The following is a 22,715-nucleotide window of genomic DNA, read 5'->3' as shown; positions in this document are numbered from 1 at the left end:
GCGGGCCGCACGACGACCTCCCCACAGAGAGGCAGAGCCATGGAGGCTCAGCAGCACGCGGCGACACCCGTCGCCGAGACGGTGGTCGACGACGTCGCCCCCGACGCCGTCGACCAGGCGTCCACCCCGATCGGCCGGACCGTCCGGAGCGTCGGTCACGGCTCGGCCGTCGCGCCGGACGGCCCGACGCCGGACGCGGACGTGGACCCCGCGGAGTCGAACGCCCCGCTCCTGCCCGCGGCCGAGGCCGCGGTCGCGCGGGACCACGAGCTCCACCGCTACGACTCCACGACCGCGTTCGACTACCTGTTCCCGGAGCTCGCGGAGAGCTTCCCCGCGTTCCACCTGCCGGTCGGCGACGGCGCGACGGCGGGCACCGTCGAGGCGCTCAAGACGCTCGGGGCGTCCATGGTCGCCCGGCCGGTCGCCCCGCCCGGGCAGCCGCCGCGCGACCTGAACTCCCACGTGCCGGCGGTGTACACGTACTGGGGCCAGTTCATCGACCACGACATCACGCTCAACACGAACGGCCCGGACACGACGGCCGGCCGCGACGGCGACCAGGCGCTCGGCGACGTCGACGCCGTCCCGTTCCAGGTCTTCGCGCCGCGCGTCGTCGTGCGTTCGCTCCACAACGGGCGGCACCCCGCGCTCAACCTCGACTCGCTCTACGGGAGCGGCCCCGTGTTCGCGGGGGAGCGCGGCTACCGGACCACCCGCAGCGAGGCGTCCTACGTCCCCGGGTCCACCAAGCTCCGGCTCGGACGCATCTCGACCGAGCCGCTCGTGATCCCGGGCGGCCCGTCGTTCGCCGTCGTCGAGCCCGGCGGCGACGCCCAGCGCGACCTGCCGCGCGACGAGCAGGGCGCACCGCTCGTGCCCGACGGGCGCAACGACGAGAACCTCGTCGTGGCCCAGCTCCACCTCGCCATGATCCGGTTCCACAACGCCGTCGTGGACTGGGTGGACGACGTCGAGCCGTGGACGCGGCTCACGGGCGGCGAGCGCGGCGTCTTCGAGCGCGCGAGCCAGCTCGTGCGCTGGCACTACCAGTGGCTCGTGGTCAACGACTACCTGCGCACCCTCACCAAGCCGGGCGTGCTCGACGCGACGCTCCTGCGTGACACGTCGTTCTTCCGGCCGCGCTACCCGGTCTCGATGCCGCTCGAGTTCGCGGTCGCGGCGTTCCGGTTCGGGCACTCGATGATCCGCGACTCGTACGACTACAACGTGAACTTCACGGGGCCGCCGCCCCGGAACGCGAGCCTCGTCCAGCTCTTCCAGTTCACCGGCAACGGCGGGAGCCTGCGCCCCGGCCCCGCGGGCGTCCCCGCGCTGCCGTCCAACTGGCCGATCGAGTGGGCCCGGTTCGTCGACAAGGGCGACCCCTCACCGTTCCGGGCCGCCGAGAAGATCGACACGTTCCTGGCACCGAGCCTCGGCGATCTCGTCAAGGAGGGCGCGCTGCCGCCCGAGCCGCCCGCGCACACGCAGGCCCAGCTCGTGGCCAGCGCGCTGCAGAAGCAGCTCGCGCAGCGCAACCTGCTGCGCGGCTACATGCTCGCGCTGCCCACGGGCGAGGCCGTCGCCTCGGCGCTCGGCGTCACCCCGCTCACCCCGGCCCAGCTCGAGGACCGGGCCGGCGACGACGTGAAGCAGGCGCTCGCGGCCCTGCGGGACGGCGACCACGGCGGCACCCCGCTGTGGTACTACGTCCTCAAGGAGGCCGAGCTCCAGGGCGACGGGAGCTTCCTCGGCGAGGTCGGCAGCCGCGTGCTCGCGGAGACGTTCGTGTACCTGCTGCGGCAGGACGACACGTCGTACGTCCGGGCGAGCAACCACTGGACCCCGGCGCAGGGCGTGCACTTCGAGGACGGGTCCCTCGTCCTCACGCTGCCGGACCTGCTCCGGTTCGCGGGCGTGCTGCCCGACGCGGCGGGCCGGTTCCGCGGCGACGGGACGGCCGGGCACGACGGGGCCTGAAGGCCGAGGGCGGTGCGGCCGCGCCGTCGGCGGAGGTGCGTCCGGACGCCGGCCGCACCGCCCGTCGCCGGCGGCGCGGCCGCGCGCTGGTACGATGGATGCGCCGTCTGACCGGCCGCGGATCCAGAGAGCCCGGGAGAACCGTCCCCGGCGCACCGCGCAACGAACCCGAAGGAGAACCGTGCCGCTCGACACTGCCACGAAGCAGCGCATCATGACCGAGTACGCGACGAGCGAGGGCGACACCGGTTCGCCCGAGGTCCAGGTCGCGCTCCTCACGCAGCGCATCAAGGACCTCACCGAGCACCTCAAGGAGCACAAGCACGACCACCACAGCCGTCGTGGTCTGCTCCTCCTCGTCGGCCAGCGCCGTCGCCTCCTCGGCTACCTGCAGAAGGTCGACATCAACCGCTACCGCAGCCTCATCGAGCGCCTCGGTCTGCGTCGCTGACACGACACCGCCAGCCCGGTCCCTGCGGGGACCGGGCTGGTCTGGTGTGATGTACCCGTCACACCCCGGCTGAGCACCACCCAGCCGCACACCACCCACCGCGCCGCCGGCCTCTCGTTCGGTCCTCGGTAGTGGCTCACGGACCCCCGCGGTCTCGTCCCCGGACGCGATCGTGCGGGAACCGCCGTGGACCTCGATCGAAGACCGCCGAGCGTCGAGTGCGACCGGAGCCCCCGCGCCACGCGCGCCGGGGCGCGGACCGGAACCCTCGACAGGGGCTACCCGGGCGGCGCTTCGAGAAAGGGAGGGCACCCGTGGAGGGTCCCGAGATCCAGTTCGCCGAGGCCACGATCGACAACGGTCGCTTCGGCACCCGCACCGTCCGGTTCGAGACCGGGCGCCTCGCCCGTCAGGCCGCCGGCTCCGTCGCCGCGTACCTCGACGACGAGACCATGCTCCTGTCGGCCACGACGGCCGGCAAGCACCCCAAGGACCAGTTCGACTTCTTCCCGCTGACGGTGGACGTCGAGGAGCGCATGTACGCCGCGGGCCGCATCCCCGGCTCGTTCTTCCGCCGCGAGGGCCGCCCCTCGACGGACGCCATCCTCGCGTGCCGCCTCATCGACCGCCCGCTGCGCCCGCTCTTCGTCAAGGGCCTGCGCAACGAGGTCCAGGTCGTCATCACGGTCCTCGCGATCCACCCGGACGACGCGTACGACACGCTCGCGATCAACGCCGCCTCGGCGTCGACGCAGATCTCCGGCCTGCCGTTCTCCGGCCCGGTCGGCGCGGTCCGCATCGCGCTCGTCGACGGCCAGTGGGTCGCGTTCCCCAAGTACTCCGACAAGGAGCGCGCGGTCTTCGACATGGTCGTGGCCGGCCGTGTCGTGGGTGACGACGTCGCGATCGCGATGATCGAGGCCGAGGCCACCGACGGTGCCTGGGGCCTCGTCAAGGACCAGGGCGTCGCCGCGCCGACCGAGGAGGTCGTCGCCGAGGGCATCGAGGCGGCCAAGCCGTTCATCAAGGCCCTGTGCGACGCGCAGTCGGCGCTCGCCGCCCAGGCCGCGAAGCCCGTCAAGGAGTACCCGGTCTTCCTGGACTACCAGGACGACGCGTTCGCCGCGGTCGAGGCCGAGGTCGCGACCGACCTGCGCGCCGCGCTCGCCATCGCGGACAAGCAGGACCGCGAGAACCGTCTCGACGAGATCAAGAACGAGATGGTCGGCAAGCTCCAGGCCGGTTTCGACGGCCGCGAGAAGGAGCTCTCCGCCGCGTACCGCGCGCTGCAGAAGAAGCTCGTGCGCCAGCGCGTCCTCACCGAGGGCGTGCGCATCGACGGCCGTGGGCTCGCGGACATCCGCACCCTGTCGGCCGAGGTCGAGGTGCTCCCGCGCGTGCACGGCTCCGCGCTCTTCGAGCGTGGCGAGACCCAGATCATGGGCGTCACCACGCTGAACATGCTCCGCATGGAGCAGCAGATCGACTCGCTCGGTCCGGAGACGCGCAAGCGCTACATGCACAACTACAACTTCCCGCCCTACTCGACCGGCGAGACCGGCCGCGTGGGCAGCCCCAAGCGCCGCGAGATCGGCCACGGCGCGCTCGCCGAGCGTGCGCTCGTGCCGGTGCTCCCGAGCCGCGAGGAGTTCCCGTACGCGATCCGTCAGGTGTCCGAGGCCCTCGGCTCCAACGGCTCGACGTCCATGGGCTCCGTGTGCGCCTCGACGCTCTCGCTCCTCAACGCGGGCGTGCCGCTGCGCGCCCCCGTCGCGGGCATCGCGATGGGCCTCATCTCCGACACGGTGGACGGTGAGACCCGCTACGCGGCGCTCACCGACATCCTCGGTGCCGAGGACGCGTTCGGCGACATGGACTTCAAGGTCGCCGGCACCCGCGAGTTCGTCACGGCGATCCAGCTCGACACCAAGCTCGACGGCATCCCCGCCTCGGTGCTCGCCGGTGCGCTGACCCAGGCGCGCGACGCGCGCCTGACGATCCTCGACGTCCTCGCCGAGGCCATCGACGTGCCCGACGAGATGTCCCCGAACGCCCCGCGCGTCATCTCCGTGAAGGTGCCGGTCGACAAGATCGGCGAGGTCATCGGCCCCAAGGGCAAGATGATCAACCAGATCCAGGAGGAGACGGGCGCGGACATCTCCATCGAGGACGACGGCACCGTGTACATCGGCGCCACCGACGGCCCGTCGGCCGAGGCCGCCCGCGCGGCGATCAACGCGATCGCCAACCCGCACGTCCCGGAGATCGGCGAGCGCTTCGTCGGCACGGTCGTCAAGACGACGTCGTTCGGCGCGTTCATCTCGCTCTCCCCGGGCAAGGACGGTCTGCTGCACATCAGCCAGATCCGCAAGCTCGTGGGCGGCAAGCGCGTCGAGAACGTCGAGGACGTGCTGTCCATCGGCCAGAAGGTCCAGGTCGAGATCGGCGAGATCGACCCGCGCGGCAAGCTCTCGCTGCACGCCGTGGTCGAGGAGGAGGCTCCGGCCGACGCTCCCGCGACCGAGGGCGCGGACGCCTGACGTGCCCTGGGACCTCCCGCTCGTCCCGGCGGGTGACGCCGGGGCCGAGCTGACCGCCGGGCAGGACGGCGCGACGATCCGTCGCTCCGTCCTGCCCGGCGGGGTCCGCGTGCTCACCGAGTCGATGCCGGGCCTGCGCTCGGCGACGATGGGCGCGTGGGTGGGCGTCGGATCGCGCGACGAGACCGACGGCCACTTCGGCTCGACGCACTTCCTGGAGCACCTGCTGTTCAAGGGCACCGCGCGCCGCTCGGCGATGGACATCGCCGAGGCGTTCGACGCCGTCGGCGGCGAGGCCAACGCCGCGACCGGCAAGGAGCACACGTGCTACTACGCGCGCGTGCTCGACGCGGACCTGCCCATGGCGGTCGACGTCGTCGCCGACATGGTGACGTCCGCACGCCTGGACCCCGACGAGCTCGAGACCGAGCGCGGCGTGATCCTCGAAGAGCTCGCGATGAACGACGACGACCCCTCGGACGTCGTGCACGAGGAGTTCGCGGCCGCCGTCCTCGGCGGTCACGCGCTCGGCCGCCCCATCGGCGGCACCCCGGACACGATCAACGCGGTCCCGCGCGACGCGGTCTGGGAGCACTACCGGTGGCACTACCGCCCGGAGACGCTCGTCGTCGCGGCGGCCGGCGGCGTCGACCACGACACGCTCGTCGCGCAGGTGGGCCAGGCGCTGCACGACGGCGGCTGGTCGCTCGACGCGGCCACCGCGCCGCGACCCCGGCGCGACCCCGAGGACCCCGCCCTCGCCGGTGTCGGGACCACGGGCGTCGAGCTCTCGGTCCACCGGGCCGTCGAGCAGGCGAACGTCGTCATCGGCGGCACGGGCCTGTCGGCGACGGACGACCGTCGCTTCACGCTCTCCGTGCTCAGCGCGGTGCTGGGCGGCGGCATGAGCTCGCGCCTGTTCCAGGAGATCCGCGAGAAGCGCGGCCTCGCGTACTCGACGTACTCCTTCGCCTCGGGTCACGGCGGCATCGGCACGTTCGGCCTCTACGCCGGGTGCGCGCCGTCGAAGGTCGACGAGGTGACCGAGCTCCTGCACGCCGAGCTCGACCGCCTCGCCGGCGACGGCATCACCGGTGCCGAGCTCGACCGCAGCATCGGCCAGCTCTCCGGCGGCATGGTCCTCGGGCTCGAGGACTCCGGCTCGCGCATGAGCCGGCTCGGCAAGGCCGAGCTCGTCTACGGCGAGCTCCTGAGCGTCGAGGAGTCGCTCGACGCGATCCGCTCGGTCACGGCCGACGACGTGCAGAAGCTGGCGAGCGAGCTCGCCTCGCGGCCCCGGTCCGTCGTGCGCGTCGGGCCGTTCGGCGGCTGAACCGTCGCCGACCACGGCGACTCGCGGCGGCCGTCCTCCTCCCGGAGGGCGGCCGCCGTCGTGCCGGGCCGGTGCGGTGGGCGGGCTCGGCGCCGGTGCCGCGGACGGCGCACCGGCCGGCCCGCGCACCGGCGATAGGGTGACGGGCGTGAGCGAGCAGAACATCCCCGCGCCCGATCCCGCCGCGACCGCCCCCGGCCAGGGGCCGGGCCGCCCGTTGCGGGTCGCCGTCCTCGGCGCGGCCGGACGCATGGGCGCGACCGTGTGCGCGGCCGTCGAGGGCGCGGCGGACCTCGACCTCGTCGCGCGCCTGGACGCCGGCGACGAGGTCACGTCCGCCACGCTCGGCGGCGCCGACGTCGCCGTCGACTTCACCGTCCCGTCCGCGACCGAGGCGAACGTGCACGCGCTGATCGACGCGGGCGTGCACGCCGTCGTCGGGACCACGGGCTGGACGGACGAGAGCCGAGGCCGCGTCACCGAGCACCTCGAGCGTGTCGCCGCGGGCGGCGGCCCCGCCCTCGGCGTCCTGATCGCCCCGAACTTCGGCCTCTCGGCCGTCCTCGCGATGACGTTCGCCGCGAAGGCCGCCCGCTACTTCGAGTCGGCCGAGGTGATCGAGCTCCACCACCCGGACAAGGTCGACGCGCCGTCCGGCACCGCCCGGCACACCGCGGCGGCGATCGCCGCCGCGCGCGCCGACGCGGGCCTCGCGGCGAGCCCCGACGCGACGGAGACGGGGTGGGAGGCGCGCGGCGCCGACGTCGACGGGGTGCGCGTGCACGCGGTGCGTCTGCGCGGCCTCGTCGCGCACGAGGAGATCCTGTTCGGCAACGCGGGCGAGCAGCTCGTCATCCGCCAGGACTCGTTCGACCGCGTCTCCTTCATGCCGGGCGTGCTGCTCGCCGTGCGCGAGGTCGTCGGGCGCCCGGGCCTGGCGGTCGGTCTCGAGAACGTGCTGGACCTGGCGTGAGCGCGCCCGGCGGTCCGGTCGGTCCCGACGCCGGCGGCGGCAGCGACGACGGCCGTCCGGAGGGGACGACCGGGCGGTCGCGCGCCGTCCGGCCCTGGAAGGCGATCGTCGGCGCGGTGCTCGTGACGATCCTGCTCGCGATCTACGTGTCGCAGGTGGCGTGGCGTGCCGCCGCGCTCATCGGGACGGGCGAACCCGTCGCGATGGTGATCGGGGCGGGCGTGCTCGTCCTGCCCCTGCTCGTGGTCGGCCTGGTCGGCCGCGAGTTCCTGCTCGCGGGGACCGTGCAGCGCATGGCCGACGACCTCGCCGCCCAGGGTCGGCTCCCGGTCGACGACCTGCCGCGCTCACCCGGCGGGCGCATCGACCGGGACGCCGCCGACGCGGCGTTCGGGCCGTACCGCGACGCGGTCGACGCCGACCCGCAGAGCTGGGAGGCGTGGTACCACCTGGCGTTCGCGTACGACGCCGCGCGCGACCGCCGTCGGGCGCGCGAGGCGCTGCGCAAGGCCGCGGCTCTCTACCGCGCCCGTCGCTGACCGAGGCGGTCCACCCGGCGTGGGCGGACCACGTCGGCAGGTCAGAGGCTCGTCCAGCAGTAGAGGCGGTGGCCCGCGTCGTCCGCCTGGACGCACAGGGTCGCGAGCCGGTGCAGGGCACCGGCCAGGTCGGCGGGGTCGGAGCCTTCCAGCTCCTCGGTGGCGGCCCAGCGCACGGCGACGGCGTCGAGGTCGGTCGGTGTCGCCGCGGCGAGCGCCGCGACGAGCTCCGCGGTGACCGCGACGACCCACGGACCCTCGTCGCCCGCGCTCGCGACGAGCTCCCCGTGCCGGGGGTCGCTCTCCGCCTCGGCGTACGGGCGGTCCGTGAGGAGGCCCGCGAGCGTGCCCAGCACGACGAACGGGTCGATCCCCTTGAGCTCGACCGTGGGGAACACCGGCTGGTTCGTCAGCGGGTCGGGGCTGCTCGGGCCCGTCCGTGCCGCGCGACCGGCCTGCGCGTCGTCGGGTGCGGAGAAGTAGTCGGTGAGGATGCCCATGGCGGTCGATCCTCGCAGGTCACGCGCGCGAACGGGTCACGGCGGTGTCACGGCTGCGTGACGAACGGTCGCGCGAGCCCTCAGATCTCGGCGGCCCACCGGCGTTCCACGACGTCGCGCACCCCGGTGGCGAGCGTCCGGGTCCGCCCGTCGGGCCCGAGCCCGGCGCCGGCGAGGAACGTCTCGCGCGCGGTGTCGCCGTCGAGCACCCACGTGACGACCTCCTCCGCGCCGTCCCGGCGCAGCCGGTCGACCGCGGCGGCGAGCAGGCGCGACCCGTGCCCGCCGCGCTGGTGCCGCGGCTCGACCTCGAGCGCGAGGACCTGCCCGGGCGCCACGGCGGCGAACCCGACGACGTCGGCGCCGACGCACGCGACGAGCACGCCGAACCCCGGTCCCGGAGGGGAGGAGATGGCGGCGGCCCACTGCTCGCGCATCCGCACGGTGTCGAGGGCGTCGAGCACGTCCTCGCCGAGGACCTCCTCGTGCGACGAGCGCCACGCGCCCACCTGGATCGCGGTCATCGCGACGTCGTCTCCGGGCACGGCGGGGCGGACGGAGACGTCGGCGGTCTCGCGGAAGAGGCTCACGGGTTCACCCTACGAGACGTGGGCCACGCCTCGGGCCGGCGCTCAGCCCCAGCCCAGGGCGCGCAGGCCGGCGGCCGTGGCCGCCGCCAGGACCACGACGACGATGAACGGCGCGCGCAGCGCGAGCGCGACGGCCGCGACGCCGAGCGCGGGCAGGCGCGCGTCGACGACCAGGGCCTGGCCGTCGCCGACCGTCTGGACCGCGACGAGCGCGGCGAGGAGCGCGGCGGTCACGAGCGCGGCCGTGCGCGCGACGCGCTCGTCGGCGAGCCAGTGCTCGGGCACGAGGTGCCCGGCGAGCTTGAGCGCGAAGCACAGCGCCGACGCGGCCAGCACGACGACCCACACGGTCGCTGACGTCATGAGGTCTCCTTCTCGTCCGTGGACGACGAGGGTGGCGCGCCCGCGGCGCGGCGTCGCCGTCGCGCGTCCACCTGCCCGATGACGATCGCGACGACGGCCGCGGCGAGCACCGGCACGCCGCCCGGCGCGACCGGGACGAGCAGGACCGCGACGAGGACGGCCGCCGCCGCGGTGAGCTGCATCGCCCGCGCTGCGAGCCGGGGCCACAGGAGGGCCAGGAAAGCGGCCGCCGCGGCGGCGTCGAGCCCCCACGCGCGCGGGTCGCCGAGCGCGTCGCCCGCGAGCGCGCCGACGAGCGTCATGGCGTTCCACAGCACGAAGATCCCGACGCCGGTCCACCAGAACCCCGCCCGGACGGCGCGGCGGGACCGCTGCGCCGTCGCGACCGCCGTCGACTCGTCGATGGTGAACTGCGCCGCGACGACCTTGTGCCACGACCGCAGCGCGAGCAGCGGGCCGAGCTGCGCTCCGTACAGCGCGTTGCGGACCCCGAGGAAGCCCGCGGTGGCGATCGCGGCCGTCGGCGCGCCGCCCGCGCCGACCACGCCGATGAGCGCGAACTGCGAGCCGCCCGAGAACATGAGCAGGCTCAGCGCCATGGTCTGCGCGACGTCGAGCCCCGCGACCACGGACAGCGCCCCGAACGAGATCCCGTACAGCCCCGTCGCGACGGAGACCGAGACGGCCTGGCGGACCGCGGCGCGGACCTCGTCCTCGACGGCGTGCTCGACGGCGCCCGTCACCTCGGCGTCGAGCGACGCGGGGGCGTCCGGCTCGGCGCCTGGGCGCGGGACGTCGTCGGGCCGGCTCATGCGTGCGGGTCGGCCGGGCCCTCGCCCGCCGCGGCGGCGTTGGCCGCGCGCTGGTGCGCGGTGAGGGACATGCGGTCGATCGCCGCGAGCGCGAGCGCCGAGACGACGAACGCGAGGTGGATGATCGTCTGCCACAGCATGGTCTCGGACGTGATGCGGTTGCTCGACGACTCGATGAACGTGCGCAGCAGGTGGATCGACGAGATGCCGATGATCGACATCGCGAGCTTGGTCTTGAGCACGTTCGCGTTGACGTGGCTCAGCCACTCCGGCTGGTCGGGGTGGTTGTCGAGGCGGATGCGCGACACGAACGTCTCGTAGCCGCCGACGATGACCATGATGAGCAGGTTGGAGATCATGACGACGTCGACGAGGCCGAGGACGGCCAGCATGATCTCCTCGGCGCCGTAGGTGTGCGTCTCGAGCTGGTGCGTGTCCGCGTTCATGACCGACACCTCGCCGGCGAAGCCGCCGACGATGAGGTGCCACAGCTCCTTGAGGAACTGCCAGACGTAGACCACCTGGGCCACGATGAGGCCGAAGTAGAGCGGTGCCTGGAGCCAGCGGGACGCGAAGATCATGTACCCGACGGTCGTGACGCGGGCGCTGGGCGAGGGGACGTTCGGGCTGACGGTCGACGCGGGCGACGAGGGCACGGGCGTGGGCTCTCCGGGAGTCGGTGGCAGGGGAGCGTCAGGCTACCAACGTGCGGCGTCGGCACGTCGTCGGTCACCACGGTGCCGGACGCGCCCGCCGGCCCCGCGGGCGTCGTGTCGACGTCCCGCGTCAGAGCGCGACGTACACGGTCTCGAGGTACTCCTCGAGACCCGCCTCCCCGCCCTCGCGGCCGAGGCCCGACTGCTTCAGCCCGCCGAACGGCGCGCTCGCGTCCGACACCATCCCGCGGTTGATGCCGATCATCCCGGCCTCGACCTCCTCGGACACCCGCACGGCGCGGTCGAGCGAGGTGGTGTACGCGTAGGCGGCGAGGCCGTACTCGGTCGCGTTCGCGAGCGCGAGGCCCTCGTCGTCGTCGCCGAACGCGACGACCGGCGCCACCGGCCCGAAGATCTCCTCGGTGACGACGCGCGCGTCCGGGTCGACGCCGGACAGCACGGTCGGCGCGTAGAAGTATCCCGTGGACCGCGGCCGGTCGGCACCCGTGAGGACCTGCGCGCCGCCGTCGGACGCGGCGTCGACGAGCTCGGCGACCTTGTCCACCGCCTTCGCCTCGATGAGCGGGCCGACCTGCGTCCCGTCCTGCGCGCCCGGACCGACCCGCAGGTCCTCGAACGCGGTGGCGAGCCGCTGCGCGAACTCGCGCGCGACGGCGTCGTGCACGAGGAAGCGGTTGGCCGCGACGCACGACTGGCCCGCGTTGCGCAGCTTCGCGACGAGCGCGCCCTCGACCGCGGCGTCGAGGTCCGCGTCGGCGAACACGAGGAACGGCGCGTTGCCGCCGAGCTCCATCGAGGTGCGCAGCACCTGGGGCGCGGCCTTCTCCAGGAGCGTGCGCCCCACGGCCGTCGAGCCCGTGAACGACAGCTTGCGCAGGCGCTCGTCGGCGAGGAGGGGCTCGGTGACGTCCGCGGCGCGCGACGACGGGACGACGTTGACGACGCCGATCGGCAGACCGCGGTCCGCGAGCTCGGAGCGGATGACCTCGGCCACGAGCGCCGTCGTCAGCGGCGTGAGCCGCGCGGGCTTGATCACGACGGTGCAGCCCGCGGCGAGCGCCGGCCCGATCTTGCGCGTCGCCATCGCGATGGGGAAGTTCCACGGCGTGACGAGGAGGGCCGGGCCCACGGGGCGACGGAAGACGAGCTGCCGGTTGCCGCCCGCGGGTGCGGTGCGGGCGAGCCCGTCGGCGCGCACCGCCTGCTCCGCGTACCAGCGCAGGAAGTCGGCGCCGTAGAGCACCTCGGCGCGCGCCTCGGCGAGCGGCTTGCCGCACTCGGCCGTGATGAGCGCGGCGACGTCGTCGGCGCGCGCGACGACCCGGTCGTAGACCGCGCGCAGGACCTCGCCGCGCTCCCGCGGGGGCGTCGCGCGCCACGCGGGCGCCGCCCGGTGCGCGGCGTCGAGGGCGCGCAGGGCGTCGGCCGGGCTCGCGTCGGCGACGTCGAAGAGGGACTCCTCCGTGGCCGGGTCCTCGACCTCGAACGTCCGGCCCCCCTCCGCCGGGCCCCAGTGCCCGTCGACGAGCAGCCCCGTGGGCACGTGCGCGACGAGCGCGGGGGAGAGGTTCGACGTCGAGGCGGGGCGGGACATGCTCCGAGTATCGCCCTCGGGGTCGCGGGGCCGCACCCGGGCGGCGGTCGCGCGGGGCGGTCCCGGGCCTGGACGGGCGCGGTGCGGGGAGCCGCCGCACGGTAGTTTGTGCACATGGTCCTTCCCGCCACCCCTGCGCGCCCGTTCGGTGCCGTCCTCACGGCCATGGTCACCCCGATGACGCCCGACGGCGCCGTCGACCTCGCGGCGGCGGCCCGGCTCGCGAAGCGCCTGGTGGACGACGGGAACGACGGTCTCGTGCTGAGCGGCACGACGGGCGAGTCGCCCACGACCCACGCGCCGGAGAAGCAGGACCTCGTGCGCGTCGTCGTCGAGGCGGTGGGCGACCGCGCGGCGGTCGTCGCCGGGGCAGGGTCCAACGACACCGACCACGCCCTGCGCATGGCGGAGCAGGCGGCCGAGGCCGGGGCCGACGGGCTCCTCGTCGTCTCGCCCTACTACTCGCGCCCCAGCCAGGAGGGCGTGTACCGGCACGTGACGGCGATCGCCGACGCGACCGACCTCCCCGTCATGCTCTACGACGTCCCCGGCCGCACGGGCGTGCGGATCGCGCCCGCGACGTACGCGCGGCTCGCGGCGCACGACCGGGTCGTCGCGAGCAAGGACGCGACGGGCGACGTGTACGCCGCCGCCAAGCTCGCCGCCGCGACCGGGCTCGCGTTCTACAGCGGCGACGACGGCCTGCTGCTGCCGTTCCTCGCGCACGGCGCGGCCGGCATCGTCTCCGTCTCCGGGCACGTGGTGGCCGGACCGTTCGCCGAGGTCGTGCGCCGCTTCGACGCGGGCGACCACGCGGGCGCGCTCGACGTCTTCCTCACCACGACGCCGGTCATCGACGCGCTCAACGGCGCGGGCTTCCAGGCCGTCATGGCCAAGGCCGCCGTCGAGCTGCTCGGCATCACCGACAACCGGTTCCTGCGCCTGCCGAACGTCGCGGCGACCGAGGACGACGTCGCGCTGGTCCGCGACGCCCTCGCGGCCGCGGGCGTGCTCGCCGGCGCTGCCGCACCCACGAACTAGCGAGGGCAGGAGCCCTCGAAACCCCCGGCTCAGCCACGACAGGAGGCCCCGTGAGCCATCCCCACCCCGAACTCTCCCTGCCTCCCGAGCTCCCCACCGGAGGGCTGCGCATCGTCGCCCTCGGCGGGCTCGGGGAGGTCGGCCGCAACATGGCCGTCCTCGAGTACGACGGGCGCCTGCTCGTCATCGACTGCGGCGTCCTCTTCCCCGAGGACAACCAGCCCGGCGTCGACCTCATCCTCCCGGACTTCGACTACATCGCGGACCGGCTGGACGACATCGAGGCGATCGTCCTCACGCACGGCCACGAGGACCACATCGGCGCCGTCCCGTACCTGCTGCGCCTGCGCCGCGACATCCCGCTCGTCGGGTCGCAGCTCACGCTGGCGTTCGTCGAGGCGAAGCTCAAGGAGCACCGCATCTCGCCCGTGACCCTCGCGGTCAAGGAGGGGCAGGTCGAGCAGCTCGGCGTGTTCCGCTGCGAGTTCGTCGCCGTGAACCACTCGATCCCCGACGCGCTCGCGGTCGCCGTGACGACCGGCGCCGGGACCGTGCTGCACACGGGCGACTTCAAGATGGACCAGCTCCCGCTCGACGGGCGCATCACCGACCTGCGCGCGTTCGCGCGCCTCGGCGAGCAGGGCGTCGACCTGTTCATGGTCGACTCGACCAACGCCGAGGTCCCCGGGTTCGTCACGCCCGAGGTCGAGATCGGCCCGGTGCTCGACAACGTCTTCGCGGCGTCGGAGAAGCGCATCATCGTCGCGTCGTTCTCCTCGCACGTGCACCGCGTGCAGCAGGTCCTCAACGCGGCGCACCACCACGGGCGCCGTGTCGCGCTCGTCGGGCGCTCGATGGTCCGCAACATGACCATCGCCGCCGAGCTCGGGTACCTCCACGTGCCCGAGGGCGTGCTCATCGACCTCAAGAAGGTCGACTCGCTGCGCGACGACGAGATCGTGCTCATGTGCACCGGATCCCAGGGCGAGCCCATGGCGGCGCTGTCGCGCATGGCCAACGGCGACCACAAGGTCCAGGTCGGCCACGGCGACACCGTGATCCTCGCGTCGTCGCTCATCCCGGGCAACGAGAACGCCGTGTTCCGCATCATCAACGGGCTCACCCGGCTCGGGGCGCGCGTCGTGCACGGCGGCAACGCCAAGGTGCACGTGTCCGGGCACGCGAGCGCGGGCGAGCTCCTCTACTGCTACAACGTGCTCAAGCCCAAGAACGTCATGCCGGTGCACGGCGAGGTCCGTCACCTCGTCGCGAACGGGGCGCTCGCGGTCCGCACGGGAGTGCCCGCGGACCGCGTCGTGCTCGCCGAGGACGGCGTCGTCGTCGACCTCGTCGACGGCAAGGCGTCGGTCGTCGGCGCGGTGCCGTGCGGGTACGTGTACGTCGACGGGTCGAGCGTCGGCGAGATCACCGACGCCGAGCTCAAGGACCGGCGCATCCTCGGCGAGGAGGGCTTCGTGTCCGTCTTCGCCGTCGTGGACTCCGCGACCGGCAAGGTGCTCGCCGGCCCCCAGATCCTCGCGCGCGGCTTCGCCGAGGACGACAAGGTGTTCCAGGACATCCAGCCGGAGGTCGTCAAGGCGCTCGAGGACGCGATCGCCGGCGGCGCGACCGACACGCACCAGCTCCAGCAGGTCATGCGCCGCGTCATCGGGCGGTGGGTCTCCAACCGCCTGCGGCGCCGCCCGATGATCGTCCCGGTGGTCGTCGAGGCCTGACCGGCGACGTCGTTCGCCGGCGCGAGAAGCGAGAAGTGGCCCCTGCCGTCGGTCTGGCGGGGGCCACTTCTCACGTCTCGGGGCTGGGGTCGTCACGTCCCGGCGCTGCGGACCAGCCCGGGGCCGACGGCGGCGAGCGTCGCGCCGTAGCGCGCGGTGCGCTCCGCGTCGTCGCCGGGGACGAGGCCGGCGAGCTCGAGCGAGACGAGGCCGTGCACGAGGCCCCACAGCCCGAGCGCGACGTCGTCGACGGCCCCCGTGTCGGGCACGAGGCGCGCGACGGCGTCGCGCAGCACGAGGAAGGTCGCCTCCTCGACGGCGCGGGGTCGGTCCGCGCCGGGCCGCACGCCGCGCGCGAACATCACGGCGTAGAAGTGCGGGTCCGCGAGCGCGAAGGCGCGGTACGCGCGGCCGAGGGCGGCGAGGTCCGCTCCCGGGTCGTCGGTCCGCTCGACCGCCGCGAGGTGGGCGGCGAAGCGCCGGAAGCCCTCGGCGGACACGGCGGCGACGAGGTCGTCGCGGCTGCCGAAGAGCGCGTACACCGCTGACGGGCTCGTGCCGGCGGCCACCGCGACCGACCGCACCGTCACCGCGCCCTCGCCGTGCTCGGAGAGGGCGCGCGACGTGACGTCGAGGAGGCGGTCGCGCAGCGCGTCGTCGTGCAGTCGGGGGCGTGCCACGCGACGAGTCTAGGGGGCTTGACCCGCGTATGCGAACGGTGTTCTATAACAGTGTTCGTAAACCCGGGCGGCGCGCGGTGCCCGGGTCGTCCTGCCCGTCCCACCCCGGAGGTTCCCGTGCTCGAGCTCACCGACGCCGCCCGCATCACCGCCGGCATCGTCCTGCTCACGGTCGTCGGCATCGAGTCCGGCGGCGCGTTCCTCGTCAAGGTCGTCACGCGGCGCGTGCCGGCGACGGGCTTCCAGACGTCCTTCTTCCGCGCCGGGCACGCGCACGCGGGCGTGCTCGTGGTCCTGGGTCTCGTGTGCCTGCTGCTCGCGGAGGCCACCGACCTCACGGGCCTCTGGCGGTGGCTCGCGGCCACCGGGGTGCTCGTCGCCGCGATCCTCCTGCCCGCCGGGTTCTTCCTCTCCGCCGTGGGCTCGGGACGCGAGGCGCCGAACCGGGCCGTCGTGCTGCTCCCGGCCGGCGGGCTGGTCCTCGCCTCGGGCGTCGTGACGCTCGCGATCGGGCTCTTCCTCGGGTGACGACGGCGGACCCGGGCCCGGCCGGCGTCCCCGGAGGTCCGCTGCGGCGTCGTGGGTGGTCACCGCTACGGTTCCCGCATGACCACCGCCGAGGACTTCGCCCCGCTCGAACCCGTCCGCCTCGTGACCCAGGCCCAGGGATGGAGCGTCATCTACTCGCCCGGCGGGCCGGAGTGGCACCAGCACCGGGACGCTCTCGAGCGTCGCGGCGTCGAGGGTTCCGGGTACGACTTCTCCGGCGCGCTCCAGGCAACGCTGACCGACCACGAGCCGAGCGTCCTCGACGCCGTCGGATTCGACCCCGAGGGCGGCATGGTGAGCGTCTACGGGTCGGACCTCGACGCGCTGCACGCCGCGGCCCGGCACCTGCACCGCCTGGTCACGGACGAGCAGGCGCTCGACGCGGCGCTCGCCCGGTCCACGGAGCTCGGGCTCGACGACTGAGGCGGCCCCGACGCCCACGGGCTGGTCGGCGGCCGTGAGAGCGTCAGCGGGAGCGCAGCACGTCGAGCTGGTCGGCGTGCCACTCGGCGACGTACCCGGCGATCCGCAGGTCGTCCACGGCCGTGCCCTGCCGGACCGCCGCGTCGAGCGCGTCGAGGTAGGCGCGGTCGGCCGCGAAGCGCGTGGCGACCGCAGCGCGACCGACGGCAGGGCTCCCGTGGCCGGGGACGAGCACGTCCACGTCGCGCGCGGCGAGCTCGAGCGCGTCGAGCGCGCCCCGGTAGACCCGGACGGGGTCCCGGGCGTCGGTGTCGACGAGCGGTACCTCCACGTCCGAGAGCATGTCGCCCGCCACGAGCACGCTCGCGTGCGGCGTGCGCACCACGAGAGCGGCGTGGCCCGGTGCGTGGGCGTCGTGCTCGACGACGGTCACCGTGCCCGGGCCGGAGGGCCCCGGGCCCTCCGGCGCGGTGACGGGCCAGGGGACCCGTCGTGCGCCGCGGGGGAGCGGGGTGAGCGTCCCCACGAGCGCGGGGTCGTGGCCGGGTGCGGCGGCGTCGGCCGACGCGAGGACCGCGGCCCGCCGCCGCCGCGTCGCGTCGGCGGTGCGCGCCGTCGCCCAGCGGGGCGCGTCGCCGAGCGCGGGCGACCACAGCACGTGGTCCCAGTGCGGGTGCGTCGCGAAACCGGCGGTCACGCGCCAGCCGCGCGCCCGGACCGCGGCGGCGAGCCCCTCGACCTCGGCGACCGTCACCGCCGGGTCGACGACCAGCGCCTCGCCGTCCGGCGCGGTGACGACGGTCGACGTCGTCGTCCAGATCTCCGCCGTGGCGACCCAGACGCCGGGAGCCACCTCGACGAGGTCGCGCGCTCGCGGCGCGGTGGTCGCCCCGAGCGGCGCGATGGCGTCCGGGCCGGCCGGTGGGCCGCTCGATCGGTCGCTCGGTACGTCGCGTCGCCCGGCGTGCGTGGGCTCGTGCACGGTGCCTCCGGTCCTCGTCCGCCACCGGTCCTCGTCACGGGTGGTCGCTCACCGGTCGTGGCCCGGTCGCGTCCCGGCCGGGACACGCGCCGCCGGGTCCGCGTCCGTGTCGTCCCCCGCAGGTAGGTTAGGACCACTATGGCGACCCGCACGTCCCCGCAGGCACGTCGGACCGCGAGCAACCGCACGCCAGCGCCCCGCACCTCGGCGCGCGGCGGTTCGTCCTCGGCCCGCGGCACGTCGCGCGCCGGTACCGGTCGCGGGCGGTCCTCCTCCTCCGGCACGCGCCGGCCCGCGCGGCGCCCCGCGTCGGGTCCGCCGTGGCCCGTCCGCGCGGTGCGGGCGGTCTGGCTCGGCGCCGCGCACGGCCTCGGAGCGCTCGTGCGCACCATCGGAAAGGGAGCAAGAGAGCTGGACCCGGCACACCGGCGCGACGGCGTCGCGTTCTTCCTCATCGCCCTCGCGGTCGTCGTCGCGGCCCGCGAGTGGTGGGGCATCCAGGGCACGTTCGGCCTGGTCGTCCACGGCGTCGTCGCCGGCACGTTCGGCCTCGCGGGCGTCGCGGTGCCCGTGCTCCTGCTCTGGCTCGCCGTGCGCATCATGCGCCACCCCGAGCGCGCCCAGGCGAACTCGCGGGTCGCGATCGGCCTCACCCTCATCGTCGTGTCGGTGTGCTCGCTCGTGCACATCTCCGAGGACCTCCCGGCGCCTCGCGACGGGTTCGAGGCCGTGCAGGACGCGGGCGGCATCGTCGGCTACCTCGCCGCGACGCCCGTGACCACCGGCCTGACGCCCTGGTTCGCGGTGCCCATCTTCCTGCTGCTCGGGTTCTTCGGGCTGCTGGTCGTCACCGCGACCCCGGTGCACCGGATCCCGAGCCGGCTGCGCGGCCTCTACGACGTGCTCACGGGCAACCACCGCGCGGACGACGAGGAGCTGGACGCCGACGGCCTCGCGCTCGCGGAGGGTGTCTCGCGCCACGACGGCACGGACGTGCCGGCGGGTCGTCGCCCGCGCAAGCCCCGGAAGACCAAGGCGCAGCGCGCGGCGGAGGCCGCCGAGATCGAGAAGCCCGAGGGCGGGTTCTCGGGCGACGAGGCGTTCGAGACGGCGGCGTTCCTCGACTACGAGGACGACTCCCCTCGCGGCCGGGGCAAGAAGCGCCGCGGCGACGACCCGGCGCCCGGCACCGCGCCGACCGAGGCGGTGCCCGCCGTCGGGCAGGGCCTCGCGCAGGACACCGCGGCAGCCGCGATGGGCGCCGTCGCCCCCGCCCCGGGCGACGGCGCGGGCAGCGTCCCGCCGCCCCCGCCGAGCAGTCCGCTGCCGCGCGGCGTCCAGCCGATGCTCGAGGGCGACACCGTCTACCTCCTGCCGAACGAGGACTCCCTGGTGAAGGGCGCGCCGCACAAGGTCCGCTCGGCCGCGAACGACCGGGTCGTCGAGGCGCTCACCCAGACCTTCGAGCAGTTCGAGGTCGACGCGAAGGTCACCGGCTTCACGCGCGGCCCCACGGTCACGCGGTACGAGGTCGAGGTCGGCCCCAAGGTCAAGGTCGAGCGCATCACGTCGCTCTCGAACAACATCGCCTACGCCGTCGCGAGCGCGGACGTGCGCATCCTCGCGCCGATCCCCGGCAAGTCGGCGATCGGCATCGAGATCCCCAACACCGACCGCGAGACGGTCGTGCTCGGCGACGTGCTCCGCTCGTCGGCGGCGCGCCGGACCGAGCACCCCATGGTCATGGGCGTGGGCAAGGACGTCGAGGGCGGCTACGTCGTCGCGAACCTCGCCAAGATGCCGCACATCCTCGTCGCGGGCGCGACGGGCGCCGGCAAGTCGAGCTTCATCAACTCCATGATCACGTCGATCCTCATGCGCTCGACGCCTGAGCAGGTGCGCCTCGTGCTCGTGGACCCGAAGCGCGTCGAGCTGACGATCTACGAGGGCATCCCGCACCTCATCACGCCCATCATCACCAACCCGAAGAAGGCCGCCGAGGCGCTCGACTGGGTCGTGCGCGAGATGGACGCCCGGTACGACGACCTCGCCGCGTTCGGGTACAAGCACATCGACGACTTCAACGCCGCCGTGCGCTCGGGCAAGGTCAAGCCGCTGCCGGGCTCCGAGCGCAAGATCGCCACGTACCCGTACCTGCTCGTCGTCGTCGACGAGCTCGCCGACCTCATGATGGTCGCGCCGCGCGACGTCGAGGCGTCGATCCAGCGCATCACGCAGCTCGCGCGCGCCGCGGGCATCCACCTCGTCCTCGCGACGCAGCGGCCGTCGGTCGACGTCGTCACCGGCCTCATCAAGGCCAACGTGCCGTCGCGCCTCGCGTTCGCGACCTCCTCGCTCGCGGACTCGCGCGTCGTGCTGGACCAGCCGGGCGCCGAGAAGCTCATCGGCCAGGGCGACGCCCTCTTCCTCCCGATGGGCGCGGCGAAGCCGATGCGCGTCCAGGGCGCGTGGGTCTCCGAGTCCGAGGTGCACGCCGTCGTCGAGCACGTCAAGGGCCAGCTCAAGCCGGTGTACCGCGAGGACGTCACGCAGGCCGCGGCGAAGAAGCAGATCGACGAGGACATCGGCGACGACCTCGACCTGCTGCTGCAGGCCGCGGAGCTCGTCGTGACGTCGCAGTTCGGCTCGACGTCGATGCTCCAGCGCAAGCTGCGCGTCGGGTTCGCCAAGGCCGGCCGCCTCATGGACCTGCTCGAGTCGCGCGAGATCGTCGGCCCCTCCGAGGGGTCGAAGGCGCGCGAGGTCCTCGTCTCGCCCGAGGAGCTGCCGTCCGCGCTCGCGCTGATCCGCGGCGAGCCGGCACAGGACGTCTTCGACGGCCAGGCACCCGCGTCCGCAGCGGCGCCTGGTGGCGGGACGGGGCACGACTACGGCGAGGGCACCGACGGGCACATGCCGCCGGTGGCGACGGACTACCACGACGGGGCCGACGTGGAGTCAGGCTGGCGCTGAGGGCGCACGGGGTGGGACCGGAGCCGCCCCGGGATCGGCACCGCGAGGAGCGGTCGCCGGTCGGGGCACCCCTGAGCACCCCCTAGGCTGGTGGCGTGGTCACCGCCGTCCCTTCGCCGTGGAACTCCGCGAACCTCGTCACCATGGCGAGGATCCTGCTCGTCCCGTTCTTCGCGTGGGCGCTGCTCGTCGACGGCGGGGAGTCCGTCACGTGGCGGCTGGTCGCGACGGGCATCTTCGTCCTCGCCGCGACGTCGGACCGCCTGGACGGCTACCTGGCGCGCAGGTACGACCTCGTCACGGACCTCGGCAAGCTGCTCGACCCGATCGCGGACAAGCTGCTCGTCGGCACCGCGCTCGTCCTGCTCGCGTGGCCCCTCGGCGTGCTGCCCTGGTGGGTGCCCGTGGTCGTGCTCGCGCGCGAGCTCGGCGTCACGCTCCTGCGGTTCGCGGTCCTCAAGTACGCGGTCATGCCCGCGTCCCGCGGCGGCAAGCTCAAGACCGTGCTCCAGACGGTCGCGATCACGCTCTTCCTCCTCCCGCTGGCGCACCTGCCCGCGTGGATCGGCGTCGTCGCGTGGGTGGTGCTCGCCGCGGCGATCCTCGTCACCGTCGTGACGGGCGTGGAGTACGCCTACCAGGGCTGGCGGCTGCGGCGCGACGCGATCCGCGCGGCCCGCCTCGCCGAGCGCGGGGCGACGCCGGGCGCCGCGTCGACGTCATGACGGGAGCGGCCCGCGACGCCGAGGCCGCGGGGCCCCTGGTCGCACGACCGGACGTCGTCGGCCTCCTCGCCGCGCTCGAGGCGCGCGGGTGGACCCTCGCGACCGCCGAGTCGCTCACGGGCGGGCTGCTCTCCGCGACGATCGTCGACGTCCCGGGCGCGTCGCGCGTGCTCCGCGGCGCGGTCGTCGCCTACGCGACGGACGTCAAGCAGTCGGTGCTCGGGGTCGACGGCGACCTCCTCGCCGCGCACGGGGCGGTCCACCCGGACGTCGCGCGCCAGATGGCGGAGCGGGTACGGGAGGTGCTCGGCGCGGACGTGGGGGTCGCGACCACGGGCGTCGCGGGACCGGACCCGCAGGACGGCCGACCACCGGGCACGGTGTTCGTGGCGGCGAGCGGGCCCCGCGGGACGCACGTACGGCGGCTGCACCTCGACGGCGAGCGCGCGGCGGTCCGCGCCGGGACCGTCGCGGCGGCGGTCGACCTCGCGCGCGCGGTGACGGAGGACCGGCCCTCCGCGGACCGGCGGGGTGAAATCCGCGGGTGAACCGTGGTCGCCCGAGCGGCCCGCAGAGCCCGGTCCGGGAGGTGCAGGTGGAGAGGTCGTGAACGTGCCGCGGGGGGTTCGCCGGGCGGCGGGGTGCGGGAACAAGGCCCCACGTCGGGACGTTGCACAGCACGTGATCGCCAACAGGACCGTCAACCGACCGGTGGGCCGCACGGACAACGCGCCGACGGCCGGTCCGGCACGCCGCACCGGAGACGTGAGCGGACCGCGGGCGGGGTACGGTAGGACGACCCCGTCACGCGGGGCAGTGAACAGGAAGACCGGCACGAGCAGTACGCGCACCCCGGTGGGGGCCTCACCGGCTCCCGGGGGCGCACGGGACACGGAAGGGGGTCGCCAGATGATTGTTCTTCGACGAGAGATCGGGGACGTGCTGCGAGACGCTCGCCAGCGACAGGGGCGCACCCTGCGAGAGGTGTCCTCCGCCGCGCGGGTCTCGCTGGGCTACCTCAGCGAGGTCGAGCGCGGTCAGAAGGAAGCGTCGTCGGAGCTCCTCGGCTCGATCTGCGAGGCGCTCGACATCCCGATGTCGTTGGTGCTGCGCGAGGTCAGCGACCGGGTCGCCGTCGCCGAGGGTCTGCTCATCCCGGACACGATCCCGGCAGACTTCGCGACCGCGGTCCTCGGGCGGCAGAACCCCGACGGCACCGCACGACGAGAGGACCTGCAGCCCGTCGGCTGA

Annotated in this window: 22 protein-coding genes; 14 read left to right on the top strand and 8 right to left on the bottom strand. The window is 74.3% G+C overall.

What is annotated here, in order from left to right; genetic code table 11:
* Nucleotides 1–39: 39 nt before the first annotated feature.
* The 6 genes from ACTJIY_RS08555 to ACTJIY_RS08530 all read left to right on the top strand — a co-directional run bounded on the left by ACTJIY_RS08555 (nucleotide 40) and on the right by ACTJIY_RS08530 (nucleotide 7,819).
* A complete protein-coding gene (locus ACTJIY_RS08555; protein ID WP_440674166.1) occupies nucleotides 40–1,983 on the top strand; it encodes a peroxidase family protein in 1,944 nt (647 codons plus the stop codon).
* Between the two features lie 181 nt (nucleotides 1,984–2,164).
* Nucleotides 2,165–2,434 (top strand): 30S ribosomal protein S15, encoded by a 270-nt coding sequence (gene rpsO, locus ACTJIY_RS08550; protein WP_021479897.1) that lies wholly within the window; start codon nucleotides 2,165–2,167, stop codon nucleotides 2,432–2,434.
* 314 nt (nucleotides 2,435–2,748) lie between these two features.
* Nucleotides 2,749–4,974: a polyribonucleotide nucleotidyltransferase gene (locus ACTJIY_RS08545; RefSeq protein ID WP_440674167.1), complete on the top strand. Its 2,226-nt coding sequence runs from the start codon at nucleotides 2,749–2,751 to the stop codon at nucleotides 4,972–4,974.
* Nucleotide 4,975: 1 nt separating this feature from the next.
* Nucleotides 4,976–6,307, top strand: a complete 1,332-nt coding sequence (locus ACTJIY_RS08540) for a M16 family metallopeptidase (RefSeq protein WP_439157547.1) — start codon at nucleotides 4,976–4,978, stop codon at nucleotides 6,305–6,307.
* 217 nt (nucleotides 6,308–6,524) lie between these two features.
* Nucleotides 6,525–7,280: a 4-hydroxy-tetrahydrodipicolinate reductase gene (gene dapB, locus ACTJIY_RS08535; protein WP_440674232.1), complete on the top strand. Its 756-nt coding sequence runs from the start codon at nucleotides 6,525–6,527 to the stop codon at nucleotides 7,278–7,280.
* A 104-nt stretch (nucleotides 7,281–7,384) separates the two neighbouring features.
* A complete protein-coding gene (locus ACTJIY_RS08530) occupies nucleotides 7,385–7,819 on the top strand; it encodes a hypothetical protein (RefSeq protein WP_253051468.1) in 435 nt (144 codons plus the stop codon).
* Nucleotides 7,820–7,860: 41 nt separating this feature from the next.
* On the opposite strand, the gene ACTJIY_RS08525 is transcribed toward ACTJIY_RS08530, so the two are convergent.
* The 6 genes from ACTJIY_RS08525 to ACTJIY_RS08500 form a co-directional block, all read right to left on the bottom strand.
* Nucleotides 7,861–8,319 carry a hypothetical protein gene (locus ACTJIY_RS08525; RefSeq protein ID WP_440674168.1) on the bottom strand — a complete coding sequence of 153 codons (459 nt, stop codon included), beginning with the start codon at nucleotides 8,317–8,319 and terminating at the stop codon, nucleotides 7,861–7,863.
* 80 nt (nucleotides 8,320–8,399) lie between these two features.
* Nucleotides 8,400–8,909, bottom strand: coding sequence for a GNAT family N-acetyltransferase (locus tag ACTJIY_RS08520; protein ID WP_253051312.1), 510 nt, complete (start codon nucleotides 8,907–8,909; stop codon nucleotides 8,400–8,402).
* A gap of 42 nt (nucleotides 8,910–8,951) precedes the next feature.
* On the bottom strand, nucleotides 8,952–9,272 hold the full coding sequence (locus tag ACTJIY_RS08515; RefSeq protein WP_253051313.1) for an AzlD domain-containing protein: 321 nt from the start codon (nucleotides 9,270–9,272) through the stop codon (nucleotides 8,952–8,954).
* Entirely contained in the window at nucleotides 9,269–10,084 is an 816-nt protein-coding gene (locus ACTJIY_RS08510) for an AzlC family ABC transporter permease (RefSeq protein WP_440674169.1), read from the bottom strand. The genes ACTJIY_RS08515 and ACTJIY_RS08510 overlap by 4 nt, the downstream gene beginning before the upstream one ends.
* The gene (locus tag ACTJIY_RS08505; protein WP_440674170.1) at nucleotides 10,081–10,740 is read right to left on the bottom strand and encodes a TIGR00645 family protein; all 660 of its coding nucleotides are present in this window, start codon (nucleotides 10,738–10,740) and stop codon (nucleotides 10,081–10,083) included. Before ACTJIY_RS08505 ends, ACTJIY_RS08510 begins: the two co-directional genes overlap by 4 nt.
* Nucleotides 10,741–10,870: 130 nt before the next feature.
* Nucleotides 10,871–12,355: an NAD-dependent succinate-semialdehyde dehydrogenase gene (locus ACTJIY_RS08500; protein ID WP_440674171.1), complete on the bottom strand. Its 1,485-nt coding sequence runs from the start codon at nucleotides 12,353–12,355 to the stop codon at nucleotides 10,871–10,873.
* Between the two features lie 114 nt (nucleotides 12,356–12,469).
* Here ACTJIY_RS08500 and dapA point away from each other — a divergent pair, with 114 nt between their 5' ends.
* Nucleotides 12,470–13,396, top strand: coding sequence for a 4-hydroxy-tetrahydrodipicolinate synthase (gene dapA, locus ACTJIY_RS08495; protein WP_440674172.1), 927 nt, complete (start codon nucleotides 12,470–12,472; stop codon nucleotides 13,394–13,396).
* Between the two features lie 50 nt (nucleotides 13,397–13,446).
* Nucleotides 13,447–15,132 (top strand): ribonuclease J, encoded by a 1,686-nt coding sequence (locus tag ACTJIY_RS08490; protein WP_047234710.1) that lies wholly within the window; start codon nucleotides 13,447–13,449, stop codon nucleotides 15,130–15,132.
* A 92-nt stretch (nucleotides 15,133–15,224) separates the two neighbouring features.
* Here the strand turns inward: ACTJIY_RS08490 and ACTJIY_RS08485 are convergent, their stop codons facing one another.
* Nucleotides 15,225–15,812, bottom strand: coding sequence for a TetR/AcrR family transcriptional regulator (locus ACTJIY_RS08485; protein ID WP_353706742.1), 588 nt, complete (start codon nucleotides 15,810–15,812; stop codon nucleotides 15,225–15,227).
* Between the two features lie 117 nt (nucleotides 15,813–15,929).
* Here ACTJIY_RS08485 and ACTJIY_RS08480 point away from each other — a divergent pair, with 117 nt between their 5' ends.
* Together ACTJIY_RS08480 and ACTJIY_RS08475 are read left to right on the top strand one after the other, a co-directional pair.
* On the top strand, nucleotides 15,930–16,340 hold the full coding sequence (locus tag ACTJIY_RS08480) for a hypothetical protein (RefSeq protein ID WP_440674173.1): 411 nt from the start codon (nucleotides 15,930–15,932) through the stop codon (nucleotides 16,338–16,340).
* Between the two features lie 78 nt (nucleotides 16,341–16,418).
* Nucleotides 16,419–16,784 carry an Imm51 family immunity protein gene (locus ACTJIY_RS08475; protein WP_353706740.1) on the top strand — a complete coding sequence of 122 codons (366 nt, stop codon included), beginning with the start codon at nucleotides 16,419–16,421 and terminating at the stop codon, nucleotides 16,782–16,784.
* 43 nt (nucleotides 16,785–16,827) lie between these two features.
* Here the strand turns inward: ACTJIY_RS08475 and ACTJIY_RS08470 are convergent, their stop codons facing one another.
* Nucleotides 16,828–17,766: an MBL fold metallo-hydrolase gene (locus ACTJIY_RS08470; protein WP_440674174.1), complete on the bottom strand. Its 939-nt coding sequence runs from the start codon at nucleotides 17,764–17,766 to the stop codon at nucleotides 16,828–16,830.
* A 138-nt stretch (nucleotides 17,767–17,904) separates the two neighbouring features.
* Between ACTJIY_RS08470 and ACTJIY_RS08465 the strand changes: the two genes are divergently transcribed.
* From ACTJIY_RS08465 to ACTJIY_RS08450, 4 genes are all read left to right on the top strand, one after another.
* A complete protein-coding gene (locus tag ACTJIY_RS08465; RefSeq protein ID WP_253051322.1) occupies nucleotides 17,905–20,739 on the top strand; it encodes an FtsK/SpoIIIE family DNA translocase in 2,835 nt (944 codons plus the stop codon).
* Nucleotides 20,740–20,834: 95 nt separating this feature from the next.
* Nucleotides 20,835–21,464 carry a CDP-diacylglycerol--glycerol-3-phosphate 3-phosphatidyltransferase gene (pgsA, locus tag ACTJIY_RS08460; protein ID WP_440674175.1) on the top strand — a complete coding sequence of 210 codons (630 nt, stop codon included), beginning with the start codon at nucleotides 20,835–20,837 and terminating at the stop codon, nucleotides 21,462–21,464.
* The gene (locus tag ACTJIY_RS08455; RefSeq protein ID WP_440674176.1) at nucleotides 21,461–22,012 is read left to right on the top strand and encodes a CinA family protein; all 552 of its coding nucleotides are present in this window, start codon (nucleotides 21,461–21,463) and stop codon (nucleotides 22,010–22,012) included. The genes pgsA and ACTJIY_RS08455 overlap by 4 nt, the downstream gene beginning before the upstream one ends.
* A 361-nt stretch (nucleotides 22,013–22,373) precedes the next feature.
* Nucleotides 22,374–22,715 (top strand): helix-turn-helix domain-containing protein, encoded by a 342-nt coding sequence (locus ACTJIY_RS08450; RefSeq protein ID WP_024840578.1) that lies wholly within the window; start codon nucleotides 22,374–22,376, stop codon nucleotides 22,713–22,715.

Origin of the sequence: Cellulosimicrobium sp. 22598, assembly GCF_052044445.1 — a bacterium.
Taxonomy (GTDB): Bacteria; Actinomycetota; Actinomycetes; order Actinomycetales; family Cellulomonadaceae; genus Cellulosimicrobium; species Cellulosimicrobium cellulans_G.
Note: the sequence above shows the minus strand (reverse complement) of the source record. Positions and strands in the feature narration are given on the sequence as shown.